The sequence below is a fragment of the Clostridium fessum genome (assembly GCF_003024715.1).
Lineage (GTDB): Bacteria > Bacillota > Clostridia > Lachnospirales > Lachnospiraceae > Otoolea > Otoolea fessa.
In genome coordinates this window covers 784,642-808,952 of sequence record NZ_PYLO01000001.1, presented here as the reverse complement: position 1 = coordinate 808,952, position 24,311 = coordinate 784,642, and the positions used below count along the sequence as shown (strand labels likewise).

Here is a 24,311-nt window from a genome sequence, read left to right as displayed (position 1 = left end):
TCAAGGTTATGGCAAATTCATATCTTTGGGGAAGGCAATACGAGAACAACAGCAGTGTTCTTCATCAAATATTTGCCTGATACCATTTAAGGCGAAAGCGTGGCTGGATTTAAAAGAACGCAAGTTAAATGGAGATCAGGTTGACAGCAAAAATATAAAGAAACATAAAAACGATGTGTTCCGATTAGCACTGTTAATCACAGCCAATGGGCTACACCCTCAGCGCAAGAAGTATTGAGAATTTGCTGGCAGTCGGCTATAATGAGATCGAGAACATATGCGTGCAGAGGGGGCGATGAATAGTCATCGACTGTGTGCATAAATATGATTCATTTTGGGGGTTTTATGGGGGCTGAAAGCAAAACGAGGATGACAGAGGGAAGTATCTCTAAGAAGATTATTTTATTTGCCATACCATTGTTTCTGGGGAATCTGTTTCAGCAGCTGTATAATACAGCGGATTCCCTGATTGTAGGTAATTATCTTGGCAGCAATGCGCTGGCGGCAGTCAGTTCGTCGGGAAATCTGATTTTTCTGATGGTAGGTTTTATTAACGGTATTGCCATGGGAGCCGGTGTAGTAATTGCCAGGTATTATGGGGCGAAAAACAAGGATTATCTCCAGAGAGCGATTCATACAACCACAGCCTTCGGTCTGGTGGCCGGAATCACACTGACGGCTGCGGGAATGTATCTGGCACCGAAGATTCTGGTACTGATGGGAACACCGGCAGATGTACTTCCGGAATCGATTGTATATTTTCAAATCTATTTTGCAGGTTCTCTGGGTGTAGTCATGTACAATATTTTCGTTGGAATCCTGCAGTCGGTGGGGGACGGCCGCCATCCGCTGATCTATCTGATTATTTCCTCCTGTGTGAATGTGGTGTTGGATATCTTCTTTATCACAGGACTTGGCATGGGAGTGGGATCGGCAGCCCTGGCAACGGCTATATCCCAGTTTGTCAGTGCGATTCTCTGTATGGTGCATCTGATGCGGGTGAAGGAAGATTACCGGCTGGAGCTTAGGAGGATTCGTTTTGACAGACATATGCTGAGGCAGATTATTCAGAATGGTGTACCTTCCGGTTTCCAGAACTCAGTCATTGCCATAGCCAACGTGTTTGTACAGTCCAACATCAATGCATTCGGTAAAATGACCATGGCAGGCTGCGGAGCTTATTCTAAGGTAGAAGGTTTTGCCTTCCTGCCGGTGACCTGCTTTACTATGGCGATAACTACCTTTGTGGGACAGAATCTTGGGGCAAAGCAGTATGACAGAGCAAAGAAAGGTGCGAAGTTCGGTATCCTCTGCTCCATCTCCATTGCAGAACTGATTGGTATCACCATATATACGGCGGCACCGGTGCTAATTGCAGCATTCAACCGTGATCCGGATGTGATACAATATGGGGTGATGCAGGCCAGAACCATTGCGTTGTTTTATTGTTTATTGGCATTTACTCACTGTATCGCGGCTGTACTTCGGGGTTCCGGCAATGCTGCCGTGCCCATGATTGTTCTGCTCTGTGTATGGTGTCTGTTCCGGGTCAGCTACATCACACTGGCAGTGCGTCTGATTCCGGATATCCGGGTCATATTCTGGGCATACCCACTGACCTGGAGCATCAGCTCCGTGATTTTTCTGTTTTTGTTTTTAAGGGGAAATTGGGTGCATGGATTTGAGAAGAGGCCGAAGAAGGGATAGGTTTTTATTATATCATATGTGAAATGGTTGTTTTGAGTGGTGGACAGCTGCTTACCGGAAATGATGCAGCTGTCAAAAAATTTCTCGCAGAATCAAGTACAAAAGGATTTCGAGACCACATGAAAGTGACAGGGAGGTAACCAGATTAATGAATTATGCAGAATGTTTAGAACTGGCAAGAGGAAAAATGGGAAATTACTGTAAGGCCTGTCCGGAATGCAACGGAAGAGCCTGCAAGAATCAGATGCCGGGTCCGGGAGCCAAAGGAATCGGAGATACGGCGATTCGGAATTATGACAAATGGAAGGAAATCCGTGTCCAGATGGATACACTGGTGGAGAAACGTCCCATCGATACCTCTCTTTCGTTGTTTGGAAAGAATTTTCAGTATCCGTTTTTTGCAGGTCCGGTGGGAGCCGTGAATATGCATTACGGCGATTCACTGAATGATGTTTCTTACAATGATATATTAGTTTCTTCCTGCGCAGAGTTTGGAATTGCTGCTTTTACAGGAGACGGAATGGACAGCAATGTGATGGTGGCTGCCACGGAAGCCATCAAAAAGGCAGGGGGACTGGGAATTCCTACAGTGAAGCCATGGAATGTGGCGATGATTCGTGAAAAGATGGCGCTTGTCAAGGATGCAGGTGCTTTCGCGGCTGCCATGGATATCGATGCGGCAGGCCTTCCATTTTTGAAAAATTTCAATCCTCCGGCCGGAAGTAAATCAGTGGAGGAGCTTCGTGAGATTGTGAAGGCAGCAGGAGTCCCTTTTATTGTAAAGGGTATTATGACGGTAAAAGGCGCTTTGAAGGCTAAAGAGGCCGGTGCGGCAGCCATCGTGGTATCTAACCATGGAGGAAGAGTCCTGGATCAGTGCCCGGCAACTGCAGAAGTTCTGGAAGAAATAGCAGAAGCAGTGGACGGTTCCATGAAAATCTTCGTGGATGGCGGAATCCGTTCCGGTACTGATGTATTTAAAGCATTGGCACTGGGGGCAGATGCGGTTATCATAGCCAGACCTTTCGTCACAGCTGTATATGGCGGAGGCCGAGAAGGAGTTGAAGCGTATATCCAGAAGATTGGAAGTGAGCTTGCAGATACCATGGCTATGTGCGGCGTATCTTCCCTTGCTGAAATTACCCGCGACTGTGTGAGAGTGTAAAAAAGTAAACTATCAAATATAGCAAAAATTAGTAGAAAGGGTGAGTGATATGCGTTTTAATCGTATATTTGTAATCGTACTGGATTCCCTTGGAATCGGGCCCATGGCGGATTCAGCCAGATTTGATGATACCGGTGCGGATACGCTGGGGCACATCTCAGAAACAGTGGAACATCTGGATATTCCGAATCTGCAGAGATTGGGACTTGCCAATCTCAAGGCCCTTAAGCAGGTTAAGCCGGCAGAACATCCGGAAGGATATTTTATGGCGATGAATGAGGCGAGCAATGGCAAGGATACCATGACCGGTCATTGGGAGATGATGGGCATCCGGACGGATAAGCCATTTATCACATTTACAGAACATGGATTTCCCAAGGAACTGATTGACGAACTGGAAAAGCGCTGCGGCAGAAAGATAATCGGCAATAAGGCAGCCAGCGGAACGGAGATTCTGGAGGAACTGGGCGAGCAGGAAGTCAATGAAGGAAAGCTGATTGTCTATACATCAGCGGATTCTGTGCTTCAGATCTGTGGCAATGAGGAAACCATGGGACTTGAGACCTTGTATCATTACTGTGAGATTGCCAGAGAACTGACTATGCGGGATGAGTGGAGAGTCGGCCGTGTTATCGCAAGACCCTATGTGGGCAAAAAGCGCGGCGAATTCAAACGGACAAGTAACCGCCATGATTATGCTTTGAAACCCACCGGACCGACGGCGCTGAATGCACTGAAGGATGCCGGATATGATGTGATTTCCGTTGGAAAGATTAACGATATCTTTGTGGGAGAAGGGATAACAGAAAGCAATCATTCCGACAGCAGTGTACATGGCATGCAGCAGACCATCGATATCGCAAAGCGGGATTTCAAGGGACTTTGCTTTACCAATCTGGTAGATTTTGATGCGTTATGGGGACATCGCAGAAATCCAGTGGGATACGGGGAAGAGATCGAAAAATTTGATAAAAAGCTGGGAGAGCTTCTGCCGCTGCTCCGTGAGGACGATCTGCTGATTCTGACGGCGGATCATGGAAATGATCCAACCTACAAGGGAACGGATCATACGAGAGAGCAGGTCCCGTTTATTGCGTATTCACCATCGGATACGGAAAGCGGGAAGCTTGATACCAGTGACACCTTTGCTGTCATCGGTGCGACTATTGCGGACAATTTCGGTGTCAAGATGCCGGAGGGAACCATCGGAACTTCTATTCTGGATCAGATAAAATAAATGACATTGGACTTGAAGTTAAAAACAGAAAGGCGGCGATTATATGGTTGATTATACAGAAGGAACGGGAAAACAGTACCACACAGGAATCGGCCCGGAGGATATCGGTGGATATGTCATCATGCCGGGGGACCCCAAGCGATGCAAGAAGATAGCAGAACATTTTGAAAATCCGGTGTTAGTTGCGGATAATCGTGAATATACCACATATACGGGAACCATCGATGGGGTAAAAGTCAGTGTGACGTCAACCGGCATCGGTGGTCCGTCAGCGGCTATCGCTATCGAGGAGTTATCCAAGTGCGGAGCCCATACTTTTCTGCGTGTGGGCACCTGTGGCGGTATGCAGGAGGATGTACTGGGCGGAGATATCGTAGTTGCAAGCGGAGCTATCCGCATGGAAGGAACCAGCAGAGAGTACGCTCCCATTGAGTACCCGGCTGTTCCCCATGTGGATGTTATGAATGCCATGATCCGTGCAGCGAAGAATCTGAAGTTCCGCTGTCATGCGGGCGTTGTACAGTCGAAGGATTCCTTCTTTGGACAGCATGAGCCGGAGGTGATGCCGGTCAGCTACGAGCTTGAAAATAAGTGGCAGGCGTGGCTTCGGATGGGATGCCTGGCATCGGAGATGGAGTCAGCAGCACTGTTTATCGCAGGCAGCTTCCTTCGGGTGCGTGTAGGTGCCTGCTTCCTGGTTCTGGCTAATCAGGAGCGGGCGAAAAAAGGTCTGTCCAATGAACAGGCCCATGATACAGAGGCAGCGATCCGGACAGCAGTGGAAGCCATCCGTATCTTGATTCAGGAGGATGCGAAGAATGAATAATGAGAGGATAGAAACACTCATCGAGGAAGCATTCGCAGCACGGAAAATGGCCTATACACCCTATTCTCATTTTCAGGTGGGGGCGGCTCTGCTGACTGAAAAAGGCGGGATTTACCGTGGCTGCAATATTGAAAATGCGGCCTATACACCGACAAACTGCGCGGAACGCACTGCCTTTTTTAAGGCAGTCAGTGAGGGTGAACGCAGCTTCACAGCGATTGCAGTTGTGGGAGGCCCGGAAGAAGCTTCGGAATTTGACTGGTGTGCGCCCTGTGGCGTGTGTCGTCAGGTGATGAAGGAATTCTGCCATGAGGATGCGTTTCAGATCATTCTGGCACGTTCGGTGAAGGAATATAAGGTCTATACACTGGCGGAGCTTCTACCGATGGGATTCGGACCGGATAATTTGCAGTAGGAATGCCGATTGCCTCATAAAGCTGGTATGCAGGTGTCAAAGACCCGCGCACTGTAATCTTACAGTTTCATTAATATAACTTAATATATTGGAACACCTTTTGACATTGCAAAAAAAACAGGGTACACTGTATGACAGGCGGGGATGGATTTACCATTTCCGCCTGTATTCAGAAGAAAAAGCGGACGCAGGTCCGATGAAAAATAGAAAAAGTGTGGGGAGTTTGGACGGATGGCTCAGAAAGAGTGGAAACGGGAAGAAATGAAACAGAATCAGGGAAGAACAGAGCAGAACCAGAGAAAAAAGGTTCAGAAAAAGACAGGGTATAGGGCAGTGCTGGCGGCTTCGATGTTTTTGATTGCTGCTTCGGCAGCCCTGTCAGCGTGCAAAAAAACACCGGCGGCTGAGACAACAGCGCAGACACAGGCGGCAGAGGAAACGGAGGGCGCGGTCAGCACGGCGCTCGGAGCGGCGGATCGGGTGCTGGAGGAGAATGGCATGCTGTACCTCAAATACCGCACGGAGATCCGTTCCCTTTCGAAGGAGACAGGCGAGATGAAGACGCTCTGCCAGTTTGACACAGGAGATGAAAACAGCACCTTCTGGGTCTACGGAGGCGGGCTGTATTTTGACCGGATACAGGCGGAGAGTGGCAGCACACAGGGCACGGAGCTTTATGGGCTGTATCGGCTGGATTTGGAGAGTGGTGTGGAAGAGCATTTAGCGGATCTGACGGATCAGCCGTCGGTGCTCTATGCGTCAAAGAACCGCCTGTATGTCAAGGGTTACAACATGAATGTCATTTATACGCTCGATGAGAATGGCAAAACAGCGGGAGAGTTGTCACCGTCAGACACGATCTACGGGGAGATTCCGGCAGGCTGCAGCGAGCTGTTTAATGGGATTCTTCCATATTATACGGAACAGTTTGGGTATATGCCGGTGCAGAATGAAACCTGCCTGGTGATTGCGGATGTGGACGGCAGCCATCCGAGGGAGATTTCGGATATTACGAATACATCGTCGGTGCTGTTTGCGAAGGACGCATTTTTTGCCCTGCTTCGGGATGGCAATGGAAATACGCAGTGTTACCGCTATGAGGTCTCTGACCCGGAGAAACGGACGCTTTTATATGAGACTGCGGAAAATATCAGCCTGGTGCAGTATCAGGACGGATATTTGTACCTGATGGAAAATCAGGCGTCCCAGATCAGCACGGGAAAGTATTCGTTTAAGCGGATTGCGGCGGATGCTAAGGCAGATGCAGCGGCAAATGCCGCCGAGGCGCAGAATGCGCTTTTTACGGTCGAGGAAGAGCCGGGCATGACGAATGATTTTTCTATGTATGGTAATTTTTATGTGACGGGAAATCAGGCATACTGCCAGCAGTTTAAGGATTACGGCGTTTATCTGGGCGAAAAAACGCTGGATGATGCGGCAGGCGGGGAAGTGACGTTGTTAGAGCCGGTTCTGTTCCAGTCTCCGATCCGGGAGCTGGGGCATGTCGAGGCGCAGTCGGAGACGTTAAAGAGTGCGGATGGAAGCCGGGAGCTGGGAAGTGTGTACGCAGAACGGCTGGTATTTGACGGAGAGGGCGATGCGGTCGAGGCGATGAACCAGACGATGCAGGAGCTGCAGGCGTCGGTTCTGTCGGCGGCGCGGACGGATTCCATGAATCTTGATACGGAGATGAGCATAGATACAGCGGAAACGGATGGATCGGAGGAAGAGGTACTTCCGCAGGAGGCGGATGCGGCGCAGCCGATCTATTCGATGGCGCTTACGATCGACGGAGATGACGCGATTACGTATCTGGATGATCATTATGTCTGCGTCCGTGCGGATGGATACGAATATACGGGCGGCGCACACGGAACGCCGTTCCGCCAGTATTTTGTCTTTGACCGGAAAACGGGGGCACGCCTGTCTTTGAGAGATGTGGTTGAGAATCCGGTGGAGGAGCTGCAGGCGAAGGTTGGTGCGGCATTCCGGGAGCTGGCGGAAAAGACAAATTTTGCCTTTGAATCACCGGAGGATCTGGAACATACGGTGGCAGACGGCATCAGCTACGAATCGCCGTTTTATCTGAGCGAGACGGGCGTGGTTTTCTATTATGCGCCGTATGAGATTGCATCGTATGCGGAAGGATTCCCGGAGGTAACAATTCCGTACAGCGAGTTAGAAATGCGGATTGCGCTTAGCAAGTAGGAATTTTCTGAACTGCAACAAATGCGGATTGCGCTTAAGTAGAGATCTTGAAGTTGAGGAAAAAATCGCTTATAATACTCCATAGAAAAACAGTGTCGAACGAATCTGAAAGAATGGCACAGGATGAGGAGGAAGCAGCATGAAGACAGTTGTTAAGGAAAATGCGAACGGCGGCAAAGGACAGGTAGTTGTAAAATACATTCTGGATGACAATGAGTTAAATGCAAAATGTAAGATGTTTGCCGAGGTAACGATCGCACCGGGATGTTCCCTGGGCTATCATGAGCACCACGGCGAGAGCGAGACGTATTATATCATCAAGGGACAGGGCGAGTACGATGACAATGGAACGAAACGTCCGGTTACCGTCGGCGATAAGACCTTCACGCCGGATGGCTGTGGTCATGGCATTGCCAATACCGGAGATGAAGATCTGGTCTTTATGGCATTGATCCAGCTGGATTAAGAGTGAAGAACAAAACAGAAAAAGGTAACGGTTCACAGTAACCAAAAAAGGCGCTGGCACGGGAGGTGGTTCGATGTGTCGGCGCTTTTTGCCATATATGTCCGGAAAATGCCTATATGTTTAAGCGGAAAAAATTGGAAATCAAAAAAACAGTGGCTCAAAGGAAGAAAAAGGAGGTGTGCCTGCGTGAAACTATTTCATCTTTCTGATCTGCATATCGGGAAAATGTTAAATGGCTATAGCCTGCGCGAGAGCCAGAAGAATGCGTTTTTGCAGATACTTAAATATGCGGAGGAAGAGAAGCCGGATTCGATTCTGATATGCGGGGATATTTATGATAAATCGGTCCCGGCGGGGGAAGCGTATACGCTTTTTGACTGGTTTCTGACCGAGCTATCCGGGCGCTGTCCGGGGACGGAGATCCTGATCATTGCGGGAAATCACGATTCACCGGAGCGGCTGGCGTATGGCGCATCGTTTCTGGCACGCCACCGGATCCATATCGCGGCGCTGCCGCCGGCAGATCGGACGGAGTATTTAAAGCAGGTCACACTTACAGATGAGTGGGGACCGGTTCATTTTTATCTGGTACCGTTTATCCGTCCGGGTCATGTGCGCCATTTGTTTGACACCAATGGTTATACCGATGCATTCCAGAAACTCCTGGCGCGGGAGACGATCAGGAAGCAGGAGCGCAATGTGGTTCTGGCGCACCAGTTTTTTGTCTGGAACGGTCAGAATCCGGAAACCTGCGATTCGGAGACGGCGGTGCTGACCTCCGGAGGATTGGATGCGATCGATGCGTCGGTGCTGGAACCCTTTGAATATGCGGCGTTAGGGCATATCCACGGGGCACAGAAGGTAGGGCAGGAGCGGTTTTGCTATTGTGGGACGCCGTACAAATATTCGATCAGTGAAGAACATCATCAGAAGGGGATCACGGTGGTGGAACTGGGAGAAAAAGGAAGTGAGCCTCAGATCCGCCGTCTGCCGATTCTCTGTCATCCCGATGTAAAGCGCGTGCGGGGGACACTGGAAGAACTCAAGCTGCTTTCAGATACGATGGAAAAGATGCCGGATGGAAGCGGACGCGCGGACGCGTATGTGAGCGTGGTCCTGACGGACGAAAAAGAAATGTACGATTTCCGGGAACGCCTGGAGGAGTTCTTTGCGCATATTTTGGAGATCCGGGTGGACAATGAGAGGACGCGGAAACGACTGGAGGAAGAACCGGAGGAAACAGGGGCGGTGACGCCGTTTCAGGCATTTGCCTCTTTTTATGAGGCGGTGCGCCACTGCCCGATGACAGAGGAACAGGAGACGATTCTGGCGCGCATGGTGGAAGAGGCAGAGGAGGAGGAACGCGTATGAAACCGAAGCTGCTTACAATGTCGGCGTTTGGCTCTTATGGGGGCGTGACGCAGATTGATTTCGAACGGGCAGGGACGGGATTGTTCCTGATCACGGGCGATACGGGGGCAGGCAAAACGACAATCTTTGACGCGATCTCGTTTGCGCTCTACGGGGCGGCGAGCGGCGCCGGGAGAGAGGGCGCGATGCTTCGCAGCCAGTATGCACCGGAGGACGCGGAGACCTGGGTGGAACTGACGTTTGAGGATAAGGGGCAGGATTATACGATCCGCCGCAGTCCGGCATACACGCGCCTCAGCAAGCGGAAAAATAAGGACGGCGCATATACGGCGACGAGTGTGGCGCCGAAAGCGTCTCTGCTTTTGCCGGATGGAAGTGAGATGTCCGGCCGGATCCGTGAGATCGATGAGAAGATCCGGGCGATCGTGGGCGTGGACCGCGATCAGTTTTCGCAGATCACGATGATCGCGCAGGGCGAATACATCCGTCTGCTCCATGCATCCTCCAAAGAAAGAAAAGAGATATTTTCGCGCATTTTCCATACCGGGATCTACGGTAGAATCCAGCAGAAGCTGCGGGAGGCAGATCGGACGCTGTATGGAAGGCTGGAGGATAACAAGACCCGGTGCGAGGAAGTCATCCGGCAGGTGACGGTTCCCAGGACGGAGGAGGCGGTAGCTTCGGAGTGGGAAGAAAGATGGCAGTCTTTGAAAGAGCGGTACCGGACAAATGGAGCGGAACTGCTTGCATTTCTGCATCATTTGTCGGAGGAAAGCCGGAGGCTCGAGGAAGAGACGGGGAGACTGGAAGAGAATGCAATCCAGAAGCTTGCTGCCGGACAGAACCATCTGGAGCTTGTGAAAAAGGAAAAACGGGTACTGGAAGAAAAGAGCCGTTTGGAAGCATTTGGACGGGAGATGGAGGCTAGGCGCCGGGAAGCTGCCGCAGCCTATGAGAGCCGGAAACCGGAGCTGGAGGATCAGATCCGGCGGATGCAGGATGCGCTTCCGCTCTATGCGGAGCAGGAGAAAAAACGGCAGGCATATGAAACTTTGGAACATCAGCGGACGGCTCTGACCCAAAACCTGAAAAAAATGCAGAATCAGCTGGAAACGTGCCGTACACAGGAAGAAATACTTCGAAACCAGGAGCGGGAGGCGGTAGAGGCGCGCGCTGCCCTGGCAGAATGCCGGGGACGGCGGGAGCAGATGGAACGGCGCCAGGCGGTTTTGCAGGAGTTAGGGAAATGCTGTGAAGCGGAGCGGACATGGAGAAAGTCACTAGAAAAACGCCAGGAAAAATTTCAGGCAGCCGCGCGGGCGTACCAGCAGTCAGATCAGTTGTATCAGGACGCGTCCTGCCGCTTTCTGGCGATGCAGGCGGGACTTCTGGCGGCAGAGCTGCAGGAAGGAAAACCGTGCCCGGTCTGTGGCTCGCTGGAACACCCGGCTCCCTGCCGTCTGGAGACAGAGCCGATCCGGGAGGAACAGGTGGAAGCGCTGCGTGCCGGGCGGGATGATGCCGATCAGAAGCAGAGGACAGCCGCTGAGGCGTGCCAGGAGGCGCAGATCTCGCTGGAACATGAGAGCAGACGGCGGATAGAGATCCAGGGAAAACTGTACGGCCAAAATCAGGACAGCCCGGCAGCCCAGTCGGATGTGGATGCTCTGGAGAAGGAGCTCCGGCAGATGGCACAAGAAATCCGGCGATGCAGGCAGGCGGAAACCACTTATACTGACCGGATTGCCATGGAAGAAACGATCCGGCAGAAACGGGAGGCGAACGGAGCCGGACAGAAGAAGCTGGAAGCTGCGCTGGAGCTTAAAAGAAGTGAGGTGCAGCAGGCGGCGATCGAGAGCCAGACGAGACGTAATGAGCTGGAGGAACTCTCGAAGCGGCTGGAGTGGAAAGACAGCCGGACACTCCAGGTGGAGCTTGAGAAGCGCAGCCGGGAGCTGGAAACACTTGCAGAGGCGGTGACAGCGGCTGATAAGAAAGCACAGGAGTGCCGGGAAAAATGCAGGGAGCTGGAGGGAAGCTTATCTTCGCTCCGGGAACATATGGAAGCAGATTCGGAAACAGATCCGGAAGAAAAAATCCAGCAGGCGATCCGGCACTGGGAAGAGGAAAAAACCCGCTGGTCGCGGCTTCACCGGGAACATATGTCGGTGCGGACGCGCAACGAGGATGCATATGCGGCACTTCGGGTGTATCTGCAGGAACGGGAGCAGCTTGACCGGGAAAAACAGCAGATCAGCGAGCTTTACCAGACGGCGGACGGAAAACTGAGCGGCGCGGCGCGGATCGATTTCCAGACGTATGTACAGCGCCAGTATTTCCGCCAGATGATACAGGCAGCCAACCGCCGCCTGCGCCGGATGACGAAAGGAACCTTTGAACTTCAATGCCGCGGTCTGGCCGATCTGGGAAAACAGGGAGAAGTGGGACTTGACCTGGATGTTTACAGCTTTGTGACTGACCGGGTCCGGGACGTCAAAACGCTGTCCGGTGGAGAATCCTTTCTGGCGGCGCTTGCGATGGCGCTCGGCATGGCGGATGTCATCCAGAATGCGGCAGGCAGCGTGAAGGTGGATGCGATGTTCATTGATGAGGGATTTGGTTCCCTGGATGAGGAATCACGGACGCGGGCGGTTCAGGTGCTGCAGGAGCTGTCCGGAGGAAGACGCTTGATCGGCATCATTTCCCACGTGACGGAGCTGAAAGAGGAGATGGGACACAAGCTGGTGGTAAAAAAAGGAAATGGTGGAAGCCAGGTGCATTGGGAGATAGAAGATTAGTAGGACGGCGCAGAGCCGTTGTGTGACGAAAGAAAAGAGGCTATTTACATATGACAATCGTAATTCCAGGAATGGTGACGATATCGCTCTTATCTCTGTTTTACTGCAGTATGCTGCCGGAGACGGGGCGGAAGGCGAGAATGCAGGCATTTGAGCGGCAATATATCGCCCACCGGGGATTTCATGACAACCGGGGTGAATGTCCGGAAAATTCGCTCCCGGCGTTTGAACGCGCGATCCAGATGGGATATGGGATCGAGCTGGATGTACAGCTGACAAAAGACGGGGTTCCGGTCGTATTTCACGACTGGGATCTGAAACGGGCGGCGGGCGTTGACCGGAAGATACGCGACTGTACCTTTGAAGAGCTGCAAAGCTATCGTTTGTTTGGTTCATCCCAGACGATACCAGCCTTTGAGACAGTGCTTGAGCTGGCGGATGGACGCACACCGCTTATCATCGAGCTGAAAGCGGAGATTGTCCACCGGGAGCTGTGCGAGAAATGCGCGGCGCTTTTAGACCGTTATCCAGGTGAGTACTGCATCGAATCGTTCAGTCCGCTGGCACTCGGCTGGTTTAAGCGCCATCGTCCGAATGTTTTGCGCGGACAGCTTGCGACCAATCACCGCGGCGAGGGATTGAAAACGCCGGTCATTGTGCGGGAGATGCTTACATACTGCATGCTAAACGGATTTTGCAGACCGGATTTCATTGCGTACAACTGCCAGTTCAGCAACACGCTTCCGGTGGAAATGCTGCGTTATTTCTACGAATGTAAGATGGCGGCGTGGACGATCAAAAACCAGGGCGAATTAAACCGGCACCGGAAACAGTTTGATGTTTTTATTTTTGACAGTTTCGAGCCGGATCAATTCGTGAATTTCAACAAAAAACATCCTAAAAGATAGTGAGAAAGTCCTAAATTATGCTGGAAAAGTTGATTTTCTATGAAAATCTGCTATAATGGCTAGGACAATTTAATAATGAGAGATTATTACGAATTCGAGAGGACAAAGATATGAAAAAGAAACAGCTTCTTTCAGGCGTAATGGCACTTTTGTTATCTGCTTCACTCTGTGCATGCGGAGGCAGCAAGACAGCAGAAGGCACCTCAGAAGCAGCTGGCGAGTCCAGCGAAGCAGAGACCAGTAATACTCTTTCAGAAGGAACACCAGTACCAGGCGGCAGCGTTGTGTATGGCATGACGCAGGACCTGGCTAGTCTTGACCCCCATGTAGATACGGACGCAGGAACTAGAGACGTGGTTTTCAATTTGTACGAAGGGCTTGTAAAGCCTACTTCCGATGGCGGATTTATTCCGGCTGTTGCCAGCGATTATACCATTTCCGATGATGCAAAGACTTATACTTTCACATTGAGAGATGGCATCACATTCCATGACGGCACACCGGTTACCATCGAAGATGTCAAATATTCCATCGATCGTTATGCGGAGATTCAGGGCGAATCCTCCGCTTTTTCTTCGCTTGTAGATAGTGTAGAGGTGCAGGATGACAAGACACTGGTTGTAAACCTGAAAGAAAGTTATTCAGAGTTTCTTCCGATGATGACGATTGCCATCATTCCGCAGTCCAACGAGGACCCGGCAGGCAATCCGATCGGTACCGGTCCATTCAAATATGTTTCCTACACACCGGGACAGAACCTGGAGCTGGAAAAATATGACGGCTACTGGCAGGAGGGCGTTCCGAGCCTGGACAGCGTGGAATTTAAATTTATTGCCGATGTGGACACCGCATTTGTAGAGTTGCAGGCAGGCACCATCGACATTCTGAAATATTTAACCGCCGCACAGGCGGAGACACTGGGCGATGATTACAACATCGTACAGGGAAGCATGAACCTCGTCCATGCGATGTACTTAAACAGCGCTTACGAGCCGCTTTCCAAGACAGAGGTGCGTCAGGCACTCTGCTATGCGGTAGACCGCGATGCGATCAACAACTTTATTTTCGGCGGAAAGAGCCACATCATCGGCTCCCATATGATTCCGGCAATGTCGAAATACTATGAGCCGGAAGCAGAGACCGTATACAGCTACGATCCGGAGAAGGCAAAAGAGCTTCTGGCAGATGCCGGATACGCAGATGGCTTTGATCTGGAAATCACCGTTCCGAGCTCATACAGCCAGCACGTAGACAGCGCGCAGATCATCGCGGATGAGCTGTCCCAGGTCGGCATCAACGTGACCTTAAATCAGGTTGAGTGGAGCACCTGGCTGCAGGATGTATACAAGGGAGGCAACTTCCAGGCGACCGTCATTGGTTTTGACGGAACGCTGGCACCAAGCGACTGGCTTAAGAAATATGTGACAGACGATGCGAAGAACTTCATGCATTACTCCAACACTGAGTACGACGATGTATTTAATACAGCATACACAACCGTTGATGACGATGTAAAAGTAGAAAACTACAAGAAGGCGCAGATGATCCTGGCAGAGGATGCGGCAGCCGTTTACATCGAAGATCCGGCGAACCTCGTAGCAGTCAGCAAGAAGTTTGGTGGCTACACCTTCTACCCGACGGCAGCAGAGGATATGTCCCTGTTATATCAGGTAGAGCAGTAAAATATACAGTTACAATCCAGCAAATTCCTGTTGCTACCACGTTTTCTTACGGCACTTTCGGTTCCAAAAGTGCCTGCCCGTGAACAGTAACCAGGAAATAACAACAGAATAAGAAGCGGTAAACGCAGGAGGGAATTATGAAATTCTTTATAAAAAAACTGATAACTCTCATTATCACATTGTTGGTCATATCCTTCCTGACGTTTACCGCTTTTTCTGTGATTCCGGGCGATGCGGCACTTTCCAGGCTGGGAAAGGACGCGACGGAAGAGCAGTTAGAGCGGGCGCGGGATGAGATGGGATTAAATGATCCACTTCTGGAGCGGTATGGAAGATGGGTGACCGATGCGATGCAGGGAGATTTCGGGGAGTCCTACCGGTATGAGGAAACCTCAGTCCGCTCCCTTCTGGCACAGCGGCTTCCGGTCACGGTGCTTCTGGCAGTCATTTCCCTGCTTATCATCACGGTGATTTCAGTTCCACTCGGAATCCTGAGTGCCCGGTTTGCCGGAAAATGGGTCGATACGCTGACGAACTGCCTGACGCAGATTCTGATGGCGGTGCCGTCATTCTTTCTCGGCATGATCCTGACCTACGTGTTTGGACTGATTCTTCATATGTTCCAACCGGGTAAATTTATCGAACCGTCGGAAAATTTTGGAAAGTCTGCACAGTACCTTTTATTTCCGGCGCTCGCGGTGGCGCTGCCGAAGATTGCGATGGTGGTGAAATTCCTGCGAAGCTCGATTCTGACCGAGATGAACCGGGAATACGTGCGGACTGCCTACAGCCGCGGCAATACGGAAACGGCGGTATTGTACGGGCATGTGCTGAAAAATGCGATGATTCCGGTTGTGACGTTCTTTGCGATGGTAATCGCGGAGATCCTTGCCGGCAGCATCGTGGCGGAGCAGGTGTTCAGCGTGCCGGGAATCGGAAGACTTCTGATCAGCTCGATTTCCAACCGCGATTATCCGGTTGTGCAGGCGATCGTGCTGTACATCACATCGGTGGTCGTACTTATCAATTTTGCGGTTGATATGATTTATCAGGTTTTGGATCCGAGAGTCCGGACGGCGGAAGAATAGAGGGAAGACGAATGAAACGAAAGAATTATAATCTGATGATAGGGGGCGCGATCACGCTGTTCTTTCTGGCAGTTGCCCTGATCGGACAGTTCTGGACGCCGTATGGGACGACGACGATGGACTCCATGGCAGTCAATCTGGCGCCGTGTGCAGCACACCCGCTGGGAACGGATAACTTCGGGCGCGATATTTTGAGCCGTGTGATGGCGGGAAGCGGCAGCACCTTTTTTGTGGCAGTCTGCACGGTTCTGATCGGGTGTGTGTTTGGCACGATCGTCGGTGCGCTGACCGGCTATTTCGGCGGCTTTTTCGATAACCTGATCATGCGTTTCAATGATATCCTTTTATCGTTTCCGAGCATTCTTCTGGCGCTTATTTTCATCAGCCTGACGAAGCCGGGAAGCTACAACATCATTCTGGCGCTGGGAATCCTTTTTATCCCGAGTTTTGCCCGGATCGTCCGCAGTGAGGTGATCCGGTGCCGGGAACTGGATTTTGTCAAGAGTGCGCGGATCCTTGGCGCAGGGCATATCCGGATTATTTTCGCCCATATTCTGCCGAATGCGGCGGTCAGCCTTTTGACGGCGGCGGCGATCGGATTTAACAATGCGGTGCTGGCGGAGGCGAGTATGAGTTATCTGGGACTGGGAATCCAGCCGCCGGAGCCGAGTCTCGGGAGAATGCTTTACGAAGCGCAGTCGTACCTGTTCAATGCGCCGTGGTACGCGATCGGACCGGGCGTGACGATCATCCTGATTATTCTGGGATTCAGCATGGTGAGCGAGGGGCTGCGCTCGATGCAGCAGTAAGGAGGCGAAAAGATGGAACCATTGGTTGAGATAAAAAATCTGTCGATCCGTTTTCCAGAAGGAAATTCGACCTTTGAGGCAGTCAAGGACATCAGCTTTTCGATCGGAAAAGGCGAGATCGTCGGAGTAGTCGGCGAGTCAGGGTCAGGAAAATCCATGAGTGCGCTTGCGCTGATGGGGCTGCTTCCGAAGGACGCCGAGATTGCCTCCGGATCGCTCTGTTTTCAGGGAGAAGATCTGGTGACCATGAAACCGGAAAAGCGGAGACAGCTATGCGGCAGCAAAATGGCGATGGTCTTTCAGGAGCCGATGACCTCCTTAAATCCGGTATTGAAAATCGAACGGCAGGTCGGGGAAAGCCTGCGGATCCATACGAAACTCGGAAATGCTGAGATCCATGAACGGGTCGTGCAGGCACTCTCAGAAGTCGGTCTGCCGGACCCGGAGGGGCTGTGCGGTAAATACCCGCATGAACTTTCCGGCGGCATGCGCCAGCGTGTGATGATCGCGCAGGCGATGATCAATTCTCCGAGTCTTCTGATTGCGGATGAGCCGACGACAGCGTTAGACTGTGTCGTTCAGGCACAGATCCTAGAGCTTCTGCGGAATATCCACCGGACCAAGGGAACGTCGATTCTCTTTATTTCCCATGATCTGAATGTTGTGCGTGCGCTCTGCAGCCGTGTGATCGTGGTTTATAAGGGCGAGATCGTGGAAGAAGGGCAGACGGAAGACGTCCTTCTGCATCCGAAGCATGAATATACGCGCCATCTGGTGGCGTCGATTCCGGAGGGAGAAAAAGGGGAAAGCTCCGGCGGGGAGATCCTGCGCCTGACGGATTTGAACGTATTTTACGATGTGCGTGGCGGTCTGTTCCGCAAAAAAGGGAAAAAACACGTAATTCACGATTTGAACCTGTCGGCAAGAGAGGGAGAGATTGTGGGGATCGTGGGCGAGAGCGGCTGCGGCAAATCGACGCTCAGCAAGACGATCCTGGGACTTCATGACAATTATACGGGTGAGGTGAAGGTGCGTGACGGCGTCCGTCCGCAGATGGTATTTCAGGATCCGGCGGGATCGCTCAACCCGGCGCGGACGATCGGATGGATTCTGGAAGAACCGCTGCGCCTGCGCGGCATCAGGGACCGCGCAGAGCGCAGGCAGCTAGTGAAAGAAATGCTTGAAAATGTCGGACTGGACGAGTCCTTTGCGGCGCGCCATCCGAGAGAGCTTTCTGGCGGTCAGAAACAGCGCATCAGTATCGGCGTGGCCCTTCTCATGGATCCGCGCCTGGTGATCGCGGATGAGCCTGTTTCGGCGCTTGATGTGACGGTCCAGTCCCAGATTTTGAACCTGCTTTTGAAGCTGCATGCCGAAAAGCAGATGACCATCCTCTTTATTTCCCACGATCTGAACGTCGTGCGCGGGCTCTGCAGCCGTGTCATGGTCATTTACAAGGGTGTGATTGTGGAAGAGGGTCTGGCAGAAGAGATCTATGAGCATCCGGCGCACCCGTACACGAAACTTCTGCTGGAAGCGGCGATCGGCGGGGATACAATGGAACTGGATGCGGAGGCAGGAAAGCAGAGTGCGGAGCCGGAGAGAGACAGCCGGATGGAAAAACCTGAGCGGGGACAGACGAAAGAGAACCTTTTGGAAAATCAGGAAAAAGAGCGGTCCGTCCAGAATGCACCAAAGAAGATAGCGGGCAGTGGGGAGAAGTGTATCTTTTATGAGCGCTGTCCGAAGAGAAGAGAGGCGTGTGCCCATGTGCCGCTGTCACCGGAGGCAGTACAACTTTCAAGGACACACTGGGCGCGGTGTATTCAGATAGAAGCATAATCTGATAAGCTGAAATAGAGAAAAACGAAATAGCAGCCGAAAAAAGACAGACGGTTCAGCCTATGCCAGGGAAAGCGGCATGGCTCGAATCGTCTGTCAATGTTTTTTCCTGCGGTGGGAAATCAAAGTGCGCGGCTGCTCACTGGAAGAATCCTGCTGCCCCTGCTGTGCCTCACCGGAAAGCTGCAGCGGCTCCCGGCGGTGCCGGAGTGAATGGTAAAAAAGCCAGATCAGATCCACCAGGGCGATCAGAAACGCACATCCGGCTAATAGATGAAATACCTCATGCGTCAGAGCGGGATACGGCAGAGCGGATATGATATAAGGAGAAGTCATGTTCCGCAGGGAGCTCACCGTCCAGGAGAGACTGTCCGCCATCGTCTGGAGAAGCGATTCATAGGTATCCTCGTTCAGGCGGATCAAACGCCCGTTTAATGAAAGTGCTTTGCGTTCGGGCGGCTCTGGATAGCCGGAAGACGGATCGAGCAGATAGAAATGGCAGGTTCCATTTTCCAGAGAGTAATAATAATATCCGGTCTCTTTCTTTCCATCGTAGGCAGCGCACCCTGTATAATATAAGGAAGGAGCGTTCACCGAGACATAGGGCTGAGCCGGGTTATAAAAATCTTCAAACTTGCACTGGCTGTTTATCGGCCGCGGGGAGTGTGAATTTTCCCCGGCATTCTGCCACAGGAGCAGGATGGACGCGATCAGCACCAGCGCCGGAAGCCACATCTGCCGGCGGTAAAAACGGCGGCTTTTGATGGGGGAATGTTTTTGTTTTTCAGTCAAATTTTTCATACGCTCTAGTATAGTCAGTTCTGCGTGGAACGTCAAGAGTTAGTGTATACGACAAAATCCTGCTGCCATCACGTTTTCTTACGGCACTTTCGGTTCCAAAAGTGCCTACCTGTGAACAATTACTCCATTCCTAGTCATTTGCGTGTGCTTTTTCAATTATTCTTGCAAACAGGGCGAAAAATTGCTATGATGGGAGTGCTGGCATCGGAAGGAGATTGTGCAGTAGGGGAAAGCTTTCGGTGCATGGCAGTCATTTTTGCATCGGCAATATAGAAGGAGAGGCTAAATGGACGCTTACACGAGTTTTGCGGAAGTATATGATATGTTTATGGATAATATTCCCTATGAGGACTGGTGCGGGTACCTGACTTCTCTTTTAAAGGAATATGGGATCAACGATGGTCTGGTGCTGGATCTGGGATGTGGAACCGGCACGCTGACGGAGCTTCTGGCAAAGGAAGGCTATGATATGATCGGCGTGGATGTCTCGGAGGATATGCTGCAGGAAGCAATCGAAAAACGGGCAGAATCCGGGCTGCCGATTTTATATTTATTGCAGGATATGCGTGAATTTGAATTGTACGGGACGGTCCGGGCGGTCGTGAGTATCTGCGATTCGCTGAATTATATTCTGGATTATGACGATCTGGCGCACGTATTTTCGCTGGTCAACAATTATCTGGATCCGAAGGGAATGTTCATTTTCGACCTGAACACGGAGGCAAAGTTTCAGGCAATGGGAAGTGAGACGATCGCGGAGGTGCGCGACGAGGGGAGCTTCATCTGGGAAAATGAGTATGATGAAGAGGAGAAAATTAACTCCTACGATCTGACGCTCTTTATCCGCGAGGAGGATGACTTATACCGCCGCTATCAGGAGACGCATTTTGAGCGCGCGTGGTCGTTGGACGAGATAAAAAAGGCGCTCACAGAGGCGGGCATGGAATTTGTGGCGGCGTATGACGCATTTACGAAGAACGCGCCGCGAAAAGAGAGCGACCGAATCTATGTGGTTGCGAGAGAACATGGAAAAGAGGTATAAATGATGGAAAAGATAAAAGCAGGTGAAATAACGGGACAGACCGGAGATTATATGCTCCGTGCGACGGCGGCGAATGGTCAGATCCGCGCATTTGCGGCGACTTCCCGTGATCTGGTGGAGAAAGCCAGACAGGCGCACAATACCAGCCCGGTGGCGACCGCAGCGCTGGGACGCCTGATGACGGCAGGGGTCATGATGGGATCGATGATGAAAGCGGACAGTGATCTTTTAACCATCCGGGTCGAGGGCGATGGTCCGATCGGCGGTCTGACGGTGACAGCTGATAAGAACGGCAATGTCAAGGGCTACGCGTTCCACCCGGAGGTAATGCTGCCGCCGAATGCGAAGGGCAAGCTGGATGTGGGCGGTGCGCTGGGAGTCGGCGTCTTGAGCGTAATCCAGGATATCGGTTTGAAAGAGCCGTATGTGGGACAGACGATCCTGGTAACGGGTGAGATTGCGGAAGATCTGACTTATTACTATGCGACCTCCGAGCAGACTCCGTCCTCCGTGGCACTGGGCGTTCTGATGAATAAAGAAAATACGGTGCGCCAGGCAGGCGGATTTATCATCCAGCTTCTTCCGGGAGCAGAGGAGGCGACGATCGCGGCACTTGAAAAGACGATCGGTGAGCTGGAGCCGGTGACGACGATGTTAAATAAGGGAATGACCCCGGAGGACATTCTGGAGCTGATTTTAGGACAATTTGGTCTGGAGATTCTGGATAAGATGCCGATTCAGTGTACCTGCAACTGCACCAAGAGCCGTGTAGAAAAGGCGCTGATCAGCATCGGCGGCAAGGAGCTGCAGGAGATGATCGACGAGGGCAAGAGCATCGAAGTCAACTGCCAGTTCTGCAACAAGTACTATGAATTTAGTGTGGATGAGCTGAAAAAATTGTACGAGAAAGCTAAGAAGTAAAAAGAAATGAGATAATAGATATGGCTGCTGTGCGGAAAAAGGATATTTGGATATGTTCCGCATGGCAGGACAGAAAAAAGGTCACTGTTCACACATGTGTGAGCAGTGACGAAAAAAGGGATACTGCCGAAGCAGTATCCCTTTTTATAATCACTTTACTTAGATCAATATAACGTATTCGCAAAATATATATCAAACATATTTGGAAAACAGGTACACTGGAAAGTTGATGATTAAAGCTTGGTTACGTTAGTAGCCTGCGGTCCCTTAGCACCGTTAACAACTTCGAACTCTACCTGAGCGCCTTCCTCAAGAGACTTGAAGCCTTCCATGTTCAGTCCGGAGTAGTGAACGAATACATCGTTGCCCTGCTCGTCGCAGATAAATCCGTAACCTTTCTGGTTGTTGAACCACTTTACAGTACCTCTGTTCATATGATACCTCCAAAAAAATATAAAAAATAGTGATGGCCGCATGGATTTACGACCTGTTCCAAGAATAGCATAGTTTCATATTGATGTCAAACGTTTTCGCATAAAATTTCTGGAAATTCAGACATTTAAAAATAGTTAAATTTTTGTGGAAAATAAGGGCATTTGTTACTGTACACACATGTGCACCCAGTAACGGGTATTTTCCAGAAAGCCGCGAAAGAAAGTGGGGTTGTCAAACCAGAATACGGGGGGTAAAATAGGAGGAAAGAAAAGGGGAAAGAGGTAGGAAAATGAATTATATTTACAATGCGTATCATCATTTTTTGACGATCACGAAACATAAATGCGAGGTCATGAAAAACTGCTTTGCGGTAGGGCTGTACCGCCAGGGACTTCTGCACGACCTCTCCAAGTATTCCTGGGAGGAATTTGCGACCGGCGTTAAATATTATCAGGGAAACCGCAGCCCAAATGCGGCGGAAAAAGAAGAAAAGGGCTATTCGGCGGCATGGCTGCACCACAAGGGACGCAACAAACATCATTTCGAATACTGGATCGATTTTGCACCGGACAAGTCCTGGGGGCTTGTCGGCAATAAAATGCCCCTTCGCTATCTGATCGAGATGGTAATGGACCGGATTGCCGCGTCGAAGGTTTATAAGGGAAAAGATTACACGGATGCGTGTGCGTGGGAATACTTTGAAAGAGGCAGAGATTTTGTCGTGATGCACCCGAGGACGAAGTACCAGCTGGAATATCTCCTCACGATGCTGAAAGAGCAGGGCGAGGAGAGAACCTTTGCGTTCATCCGGGCGCTGCTTGCGCGGGAGAGGGCGAAAGAACAGGCAGTCCGGAGAAAACGGATGGGACACGTGATCCGGGAGATAAGAGAGCGCGGACGGGTGCTGTAATTTATAAGGACAATTCTCTCAGATAATTATGTAAGTACAGCACTGCCGTCTCTGGATCTGTGAAAAGCTGTTCTGAATACGGCACAAACAGCTGCTTACTCTTATAGTCTGCTTTCAGGCATTCATGCCACATCGGAGTGCCATCTGCAAGAAGCGGCTGCGGCACAAACAGCCCGGCTGCGCGGGTGTAGCACGTTTTGGCGGTTGCCTTCTTGCGGGCGGAGCGATCCACATACTGACCGACACTTTTGTGGATGGCGCAGTCCTCGTAGATCATATAGTAATAATTCTCATAATCGCTGTAAAATCGTTTCAGTTCCCCGGAATATAATGGAAGGTCGAGCGTCAGGCGGTTTCCTTCCGCCGACAGCTCCAGATCACCGATGGAAAACTGGAATCCGCTTGTCAGAGAGACGGGACTTTCATAGTGAAGCAGCAGGTGCTTTTCTGAGTTTCCGTCCGCATATGGGATATCACGGCTTTCTGAACCTTTGAAAGAAAAATCGCCGGTCAGAAAGTCCGGGTAGGCGAGAATCGGCAGAATCTGCGGCATTCCCTTTAAGTCATCCTCGTTATGGAGAATCAGAAGGTGTTTCAGCAATTCAGAGTGCGTCTGTAAATATTCACCGTAAACCTCGATGAGCTGACCGCCGTTGTACTTATCTTCGCGGGCAATGCCGAGGAACCGCTCGATGCTTTTCTGTTTCAGATTTTCAAGTCCCAGCAATTTTTTTAATGGGCGTATTTTCTTATAAATATCAAAACTTTCAACCGCTTCAAAATTCCAGTCCTTTTTATAAAAAACACAGCGTTTCGTCAGAAATGGAATGTCAAACCCGTCGCCGTTGAAATGGACGAGGATGCGCTTTGTCCGGAGAAGTGCAAAAAAAGCGTCGAGAACCTCTTCCTCTGCATCCCTCGTCTCGGCAAAATACTGGGTCAGAATCCAGGTGTTTCCGTCGTGCCAGACGCAGCCGATCAGATAGACCGAGGCGTAGTCGCCGGAAAAGCCGGTTGTCTCGATATCGAAAAAGAGCAGATCGGAGATAGCTCCTAACCGTTTGGGCGGATAAGAGGAAGTAAAGGTCAGCGGATTTTGAATGGTGATCATTTGGCAGTATCCTCCTGTGTCGGTTTATAATGTCCGCCCCAGATCCGCATTGCGTCGGGGATTGGTTTCAGACTGTAACCTATGGCGTTATTATAAATTCATCGGAAGTGAAAAGCAACCGTTTAAAAAGACAAAACAATAACACACCCGGTATCGTGAAATATCCGTTCTGGCAGTTGAGTAAAAAGAAAAACAATTTGTAAACCCTCAGTGGTACAAGTTTGGCAATCTTTTGAAATTCCGATATACTAGAAAATGTCGGAAGTGACAGCGGGAAATGTGGTTGTACCAATATGGCAATTCGGGAATTTTTGGCGGAAAGACTGGCAGATTATGAGATCCCGCGCGAATTTGCCTTGCTAAAGGAGTTTTCAAAGACTGAAAGCGGAAAGATTTGTAAAAAAGAACTGTGAAAATTGCTTTTTCTTGTCGAAAAAAGAAAATGATTTATTGTGCAAAATGACAAAAGTGACGTTGACAAAATTGGAAAAGGGTGGTATATTTACATACAGCAATCAAACTATTTAATGTAACGGTTGTGAACGTGACCGGAGAGCTGCTTTCTGTGG

General features: G+C 50.8%; 21 protein-coding genes. 18 read left to right on the top strand and 3 right to left on the bottom strand.

What is annotated here, in order from left to right; genetic code table 11:
* Positions 1-15: 15 nt before the first annotated feature.
* The 15 genes from C7U56_RS16270 to C7U56_RS03640 all read left to right on the top strand — a co-directional run bounded on the left by C7U56_RS16270 (position 16) and on the right by C7U56_RS03640 (position 18,522).
* Positions 16-90, top strand: a complete 75-nt coding sequence (locus C7U56_RS16270) for a hypothetical protein (RefSeq protein ID WP_368043812.1) — start codon at positions 16-18, stop codon at positions 88-90.
* A gap of 255 nt (positions 91-345) precedes the next feature.
* The gene (locus C7U56_RS03705; RefSeq protein WP_107000441.1) at positions 346-1,707 is read left to right on the top strand and encodes an MATE family efflux transporter; all 1,362 of its coding nucleotides are present in this window, start codon (positions 346-348) and stop codon (positions 1,705-1,707) included.
* A 148-nt stretch (positions 1,708-1,855) separates the two neighbouring features.
* Entirely contained in the window at positions 1,856-2,872 is a 1,017-nt protein-coding gene (locus C7U56_RS03700; protein WP_107000180.1) for an alpha-hydroxy-acid oxidizing protein, read from the top strand.
* A gap of 49 nt (positions 2,873-2,921) precedes the next feature.
* On the top strand, positions 2,922-4,109 hold the full coding sequence (locus C7U56_RS03695) for a phosphopentomutase (protein WP_107000179.1): 1,188 nt from the start codon (positions 2,922-2,924) through the stop codon (positions 4,107-4,109).
* Between the two features lie 43 nt (positions 4,110-4,152).
* Entirely contained in the window at positions 4,153-4,935 is a 783-nt protein-coding gene (gene udp / locus C7U56_RS03690) for a uridine phosphorylase (RefSeq protein ID WP_022359925.1), read from the top strand.
* Positions 4,928-5,350, top strand: coding sequence for a cytidine deaminase (gene cdd, locus C7U56_RS03685; protein ID WP_107000178.1), 423 nt, complete (start codon positions 4,928-4,930; stop codon positions 5,348-5,350). Before udp ends, cdd begins: the two co-directional genes overlap by 8 nt.
* A 231-nt stretch (positions 5,351-5,581) precedes the next feature.
* Complete coding sequence (locus C7U56_RS03680) at positions 5,582-7,558, top strand: RsiV family protein (protein WP_107000177.1); 1,977 nt, start codon at positions 5,582-5,584, stop codon at positions 7,556-7,558.
* A 139-nt stretch (positions 7,559-7,697) separates the two neighbouring features.
* Entirely contained in the window at positions 7,698-8,024 is a 327-nt protein-coding gene (locus tag C7U56_RS03675) for a cupin domain-containing protein (RefSeq protein ID WP_107000176.1), read from the top strand.
* Between the two features lie 186 nt (positions 8,025-8,210).
* On the top strand, positions 8,211-9,395 hold the full coding sequence (locus tag C7U56_RS03670; protein WP_107000175.1) for an exonuclease SbcCD subunit D: 1,185 nt from the start codon (positions 8,211-8,213) through the stop codon (positions 9,393-9,395).
* On the top strand, positions 9,392-12,193 hold the full coding sequence (locus C7U56_RS03665; protein WP_107000174.1) for an AAA family ATPase: 2,802 nt from the start codon (positions 9,392-9,394) through the stop codon (positions 12,191-12,193). The genes C7U56_RS03670 and C7U56_RS03665 overlap by 4 nt, the downstream gene beginning before the upstream one ends.
* A 50-nt stretch (positions 12,194-12,243) precedes the next feature.
* Positions 12,244-13,101: a glycerophosphodiester phosphodiesterase family protein gene (locus C7U56_RS03660; protein ID WP_107000173.1), complete on the top strand. Its 858-nt coding sequence runs from the start codon at positions 12,244-12,246 to the stop codon at positions 13,099-13,101.
* Positions 13,102-13,211: 110 nt separating this feature from the next.
* Positions 13,212-14,783 (top strand): ABC transporter substrate-binding protein, encoded by a 1,572-nt coding sequence (locus tag C7U56_RS03655; RefSeq protein WP_107000172.1) that lies wholly within the window; start codon positions 13,212-13,214, stop codon positions 14,781-14,783.
* 137 nt (positions 14,784-14,920) lie between these two features.
* Complete coding sequence (locus C7U56_RS03650) at positions 14,921-15,871, top strand: ABC transporter permease (protein ID WP_107000171.1); 951 nt, start codon at positions 14,921-14,923, stop codon at positions 15,869-15,871.
* An 11-nt stretch (positions 15,872-15,882) separates the two neighbouring features.
* On the top strand, positions 15,883-16,680 hold the full coding sequence (locus tag C7U56_RS03645; protein ID WP_107000170.1) for an ABC transporter permease: 798 nt from the start codon (positions 15,883-15,885) through the stop codon (positions 16,678-16,680).
* Positions 16,681-16,692: 12 nt separating this feature from the next.
* Positions 16,693-18,522, top strand: coding sequence for a dipeptide ABC transporter ATP-binding protein (locus C7U56_RS03640; RefSeq protein WP_107000169.1), 1,830 nt, complete (start codon positions 16,693-16,695; stop codon positions 18,520-18,522).
* Between the two features lie 96 nt (positions 18,523-18,618).
* Here C7U56_RS03640 and C7U56_RS03635 read toward each other — a convergent pair whose 3' ends face one another.
* The gene (locus C7U56_RS03635; protein WP_107000168.1) at positions 18,619-19,323 is read right to left on the bottom strand and encodes a hypothetical protein; all 705 of its coding nucleotides are present in this window, start codon (positions 19,321-19,323) and stop codon (positions 18,619-18,621) included.
* A gap of 286 nt (positions 19,324-19,609) precedes the next feature.
* Here C7U56_RS03635 and C7U56_RS03630 point away from each other — a divergent pair, with 286 nt between their 5' ends.
* Both C7U56_RS03630 and hslO read left to right on the top strand, forming a co-directional pair.
* Positions 19,610-20,365 carry a class I SAM-dependent DNA methyltransferase gene (locus C7U56_RS03630; protein ID WP_022359795.1) on the top strand — a complete coding sequence of 252 codons (756 nt, stop codon included), beginning with the start codon at positions 19,610-19,612 and terminating at the stop codon, positions 20,363-20,365.
* The gene (gene hslO, locus C7U56_RS03625; RefSeq protein WP_338108842.1) at positions 20,366-21,286 is read left to right on the top strand and encodes an Hsp33 family molecular chaperone HslO; all 921 of its coding nucleotides are present in this window, start codon (positions 20,366-20,368) and stop codon (positions 21,284-21,286) included.
* Between the two features lie 233 nt (positions 21,287-21,519).
* On the opposite strand, the gene C7U56_RS03620 is transcribed toward hslO, so the two are convergent.
* Positions 21,520-21,720 (bottom strand): cold-shock protein, encoded by a 201-nt coding sequence (locus C7U56_RS03620; RefSeq protein WP_022359797.1) that lies wholly within the window; start codon positions 21,718-21,720, stop codon positions 21,520-21,522.
* 290 nt (positions 21,721-22,010) lie between these two features.
* Here C7U56_RS03620 and C7U56_RS03615 point away from each other — a divergent pair, with 290 nt between their 5' ends.
* On the top strand, positions 22,011-22,631 hold the full coding sequence (locus C7U56_RS03615) for a DUF5662 family protein (RefSeq protein WP_022359798.1): 621 nt from the start codon (positions 22,011-22,013) through the stop codon (positions 22,629-22,631).
* Between the two features lies 1 nt (position 22,632).
* Here C7U56_RS03615 and C7U56_RS03610 read toward each other — a convergent pair whose 3' ends face one another.
* Positions 22,633-23,742, bottom strand: a complete 1,110-nt coding sequence (locus C7U56_RS03610; RefSeq protein ID WP_107000167.1) for a ribonuclease H-like domain-containing protein — start codon at positions 23,740-23,742, stop codon at positions 22,633-22,635.
* Positions 23,743-24,311 lie beyond the last annotated feature (569 nt).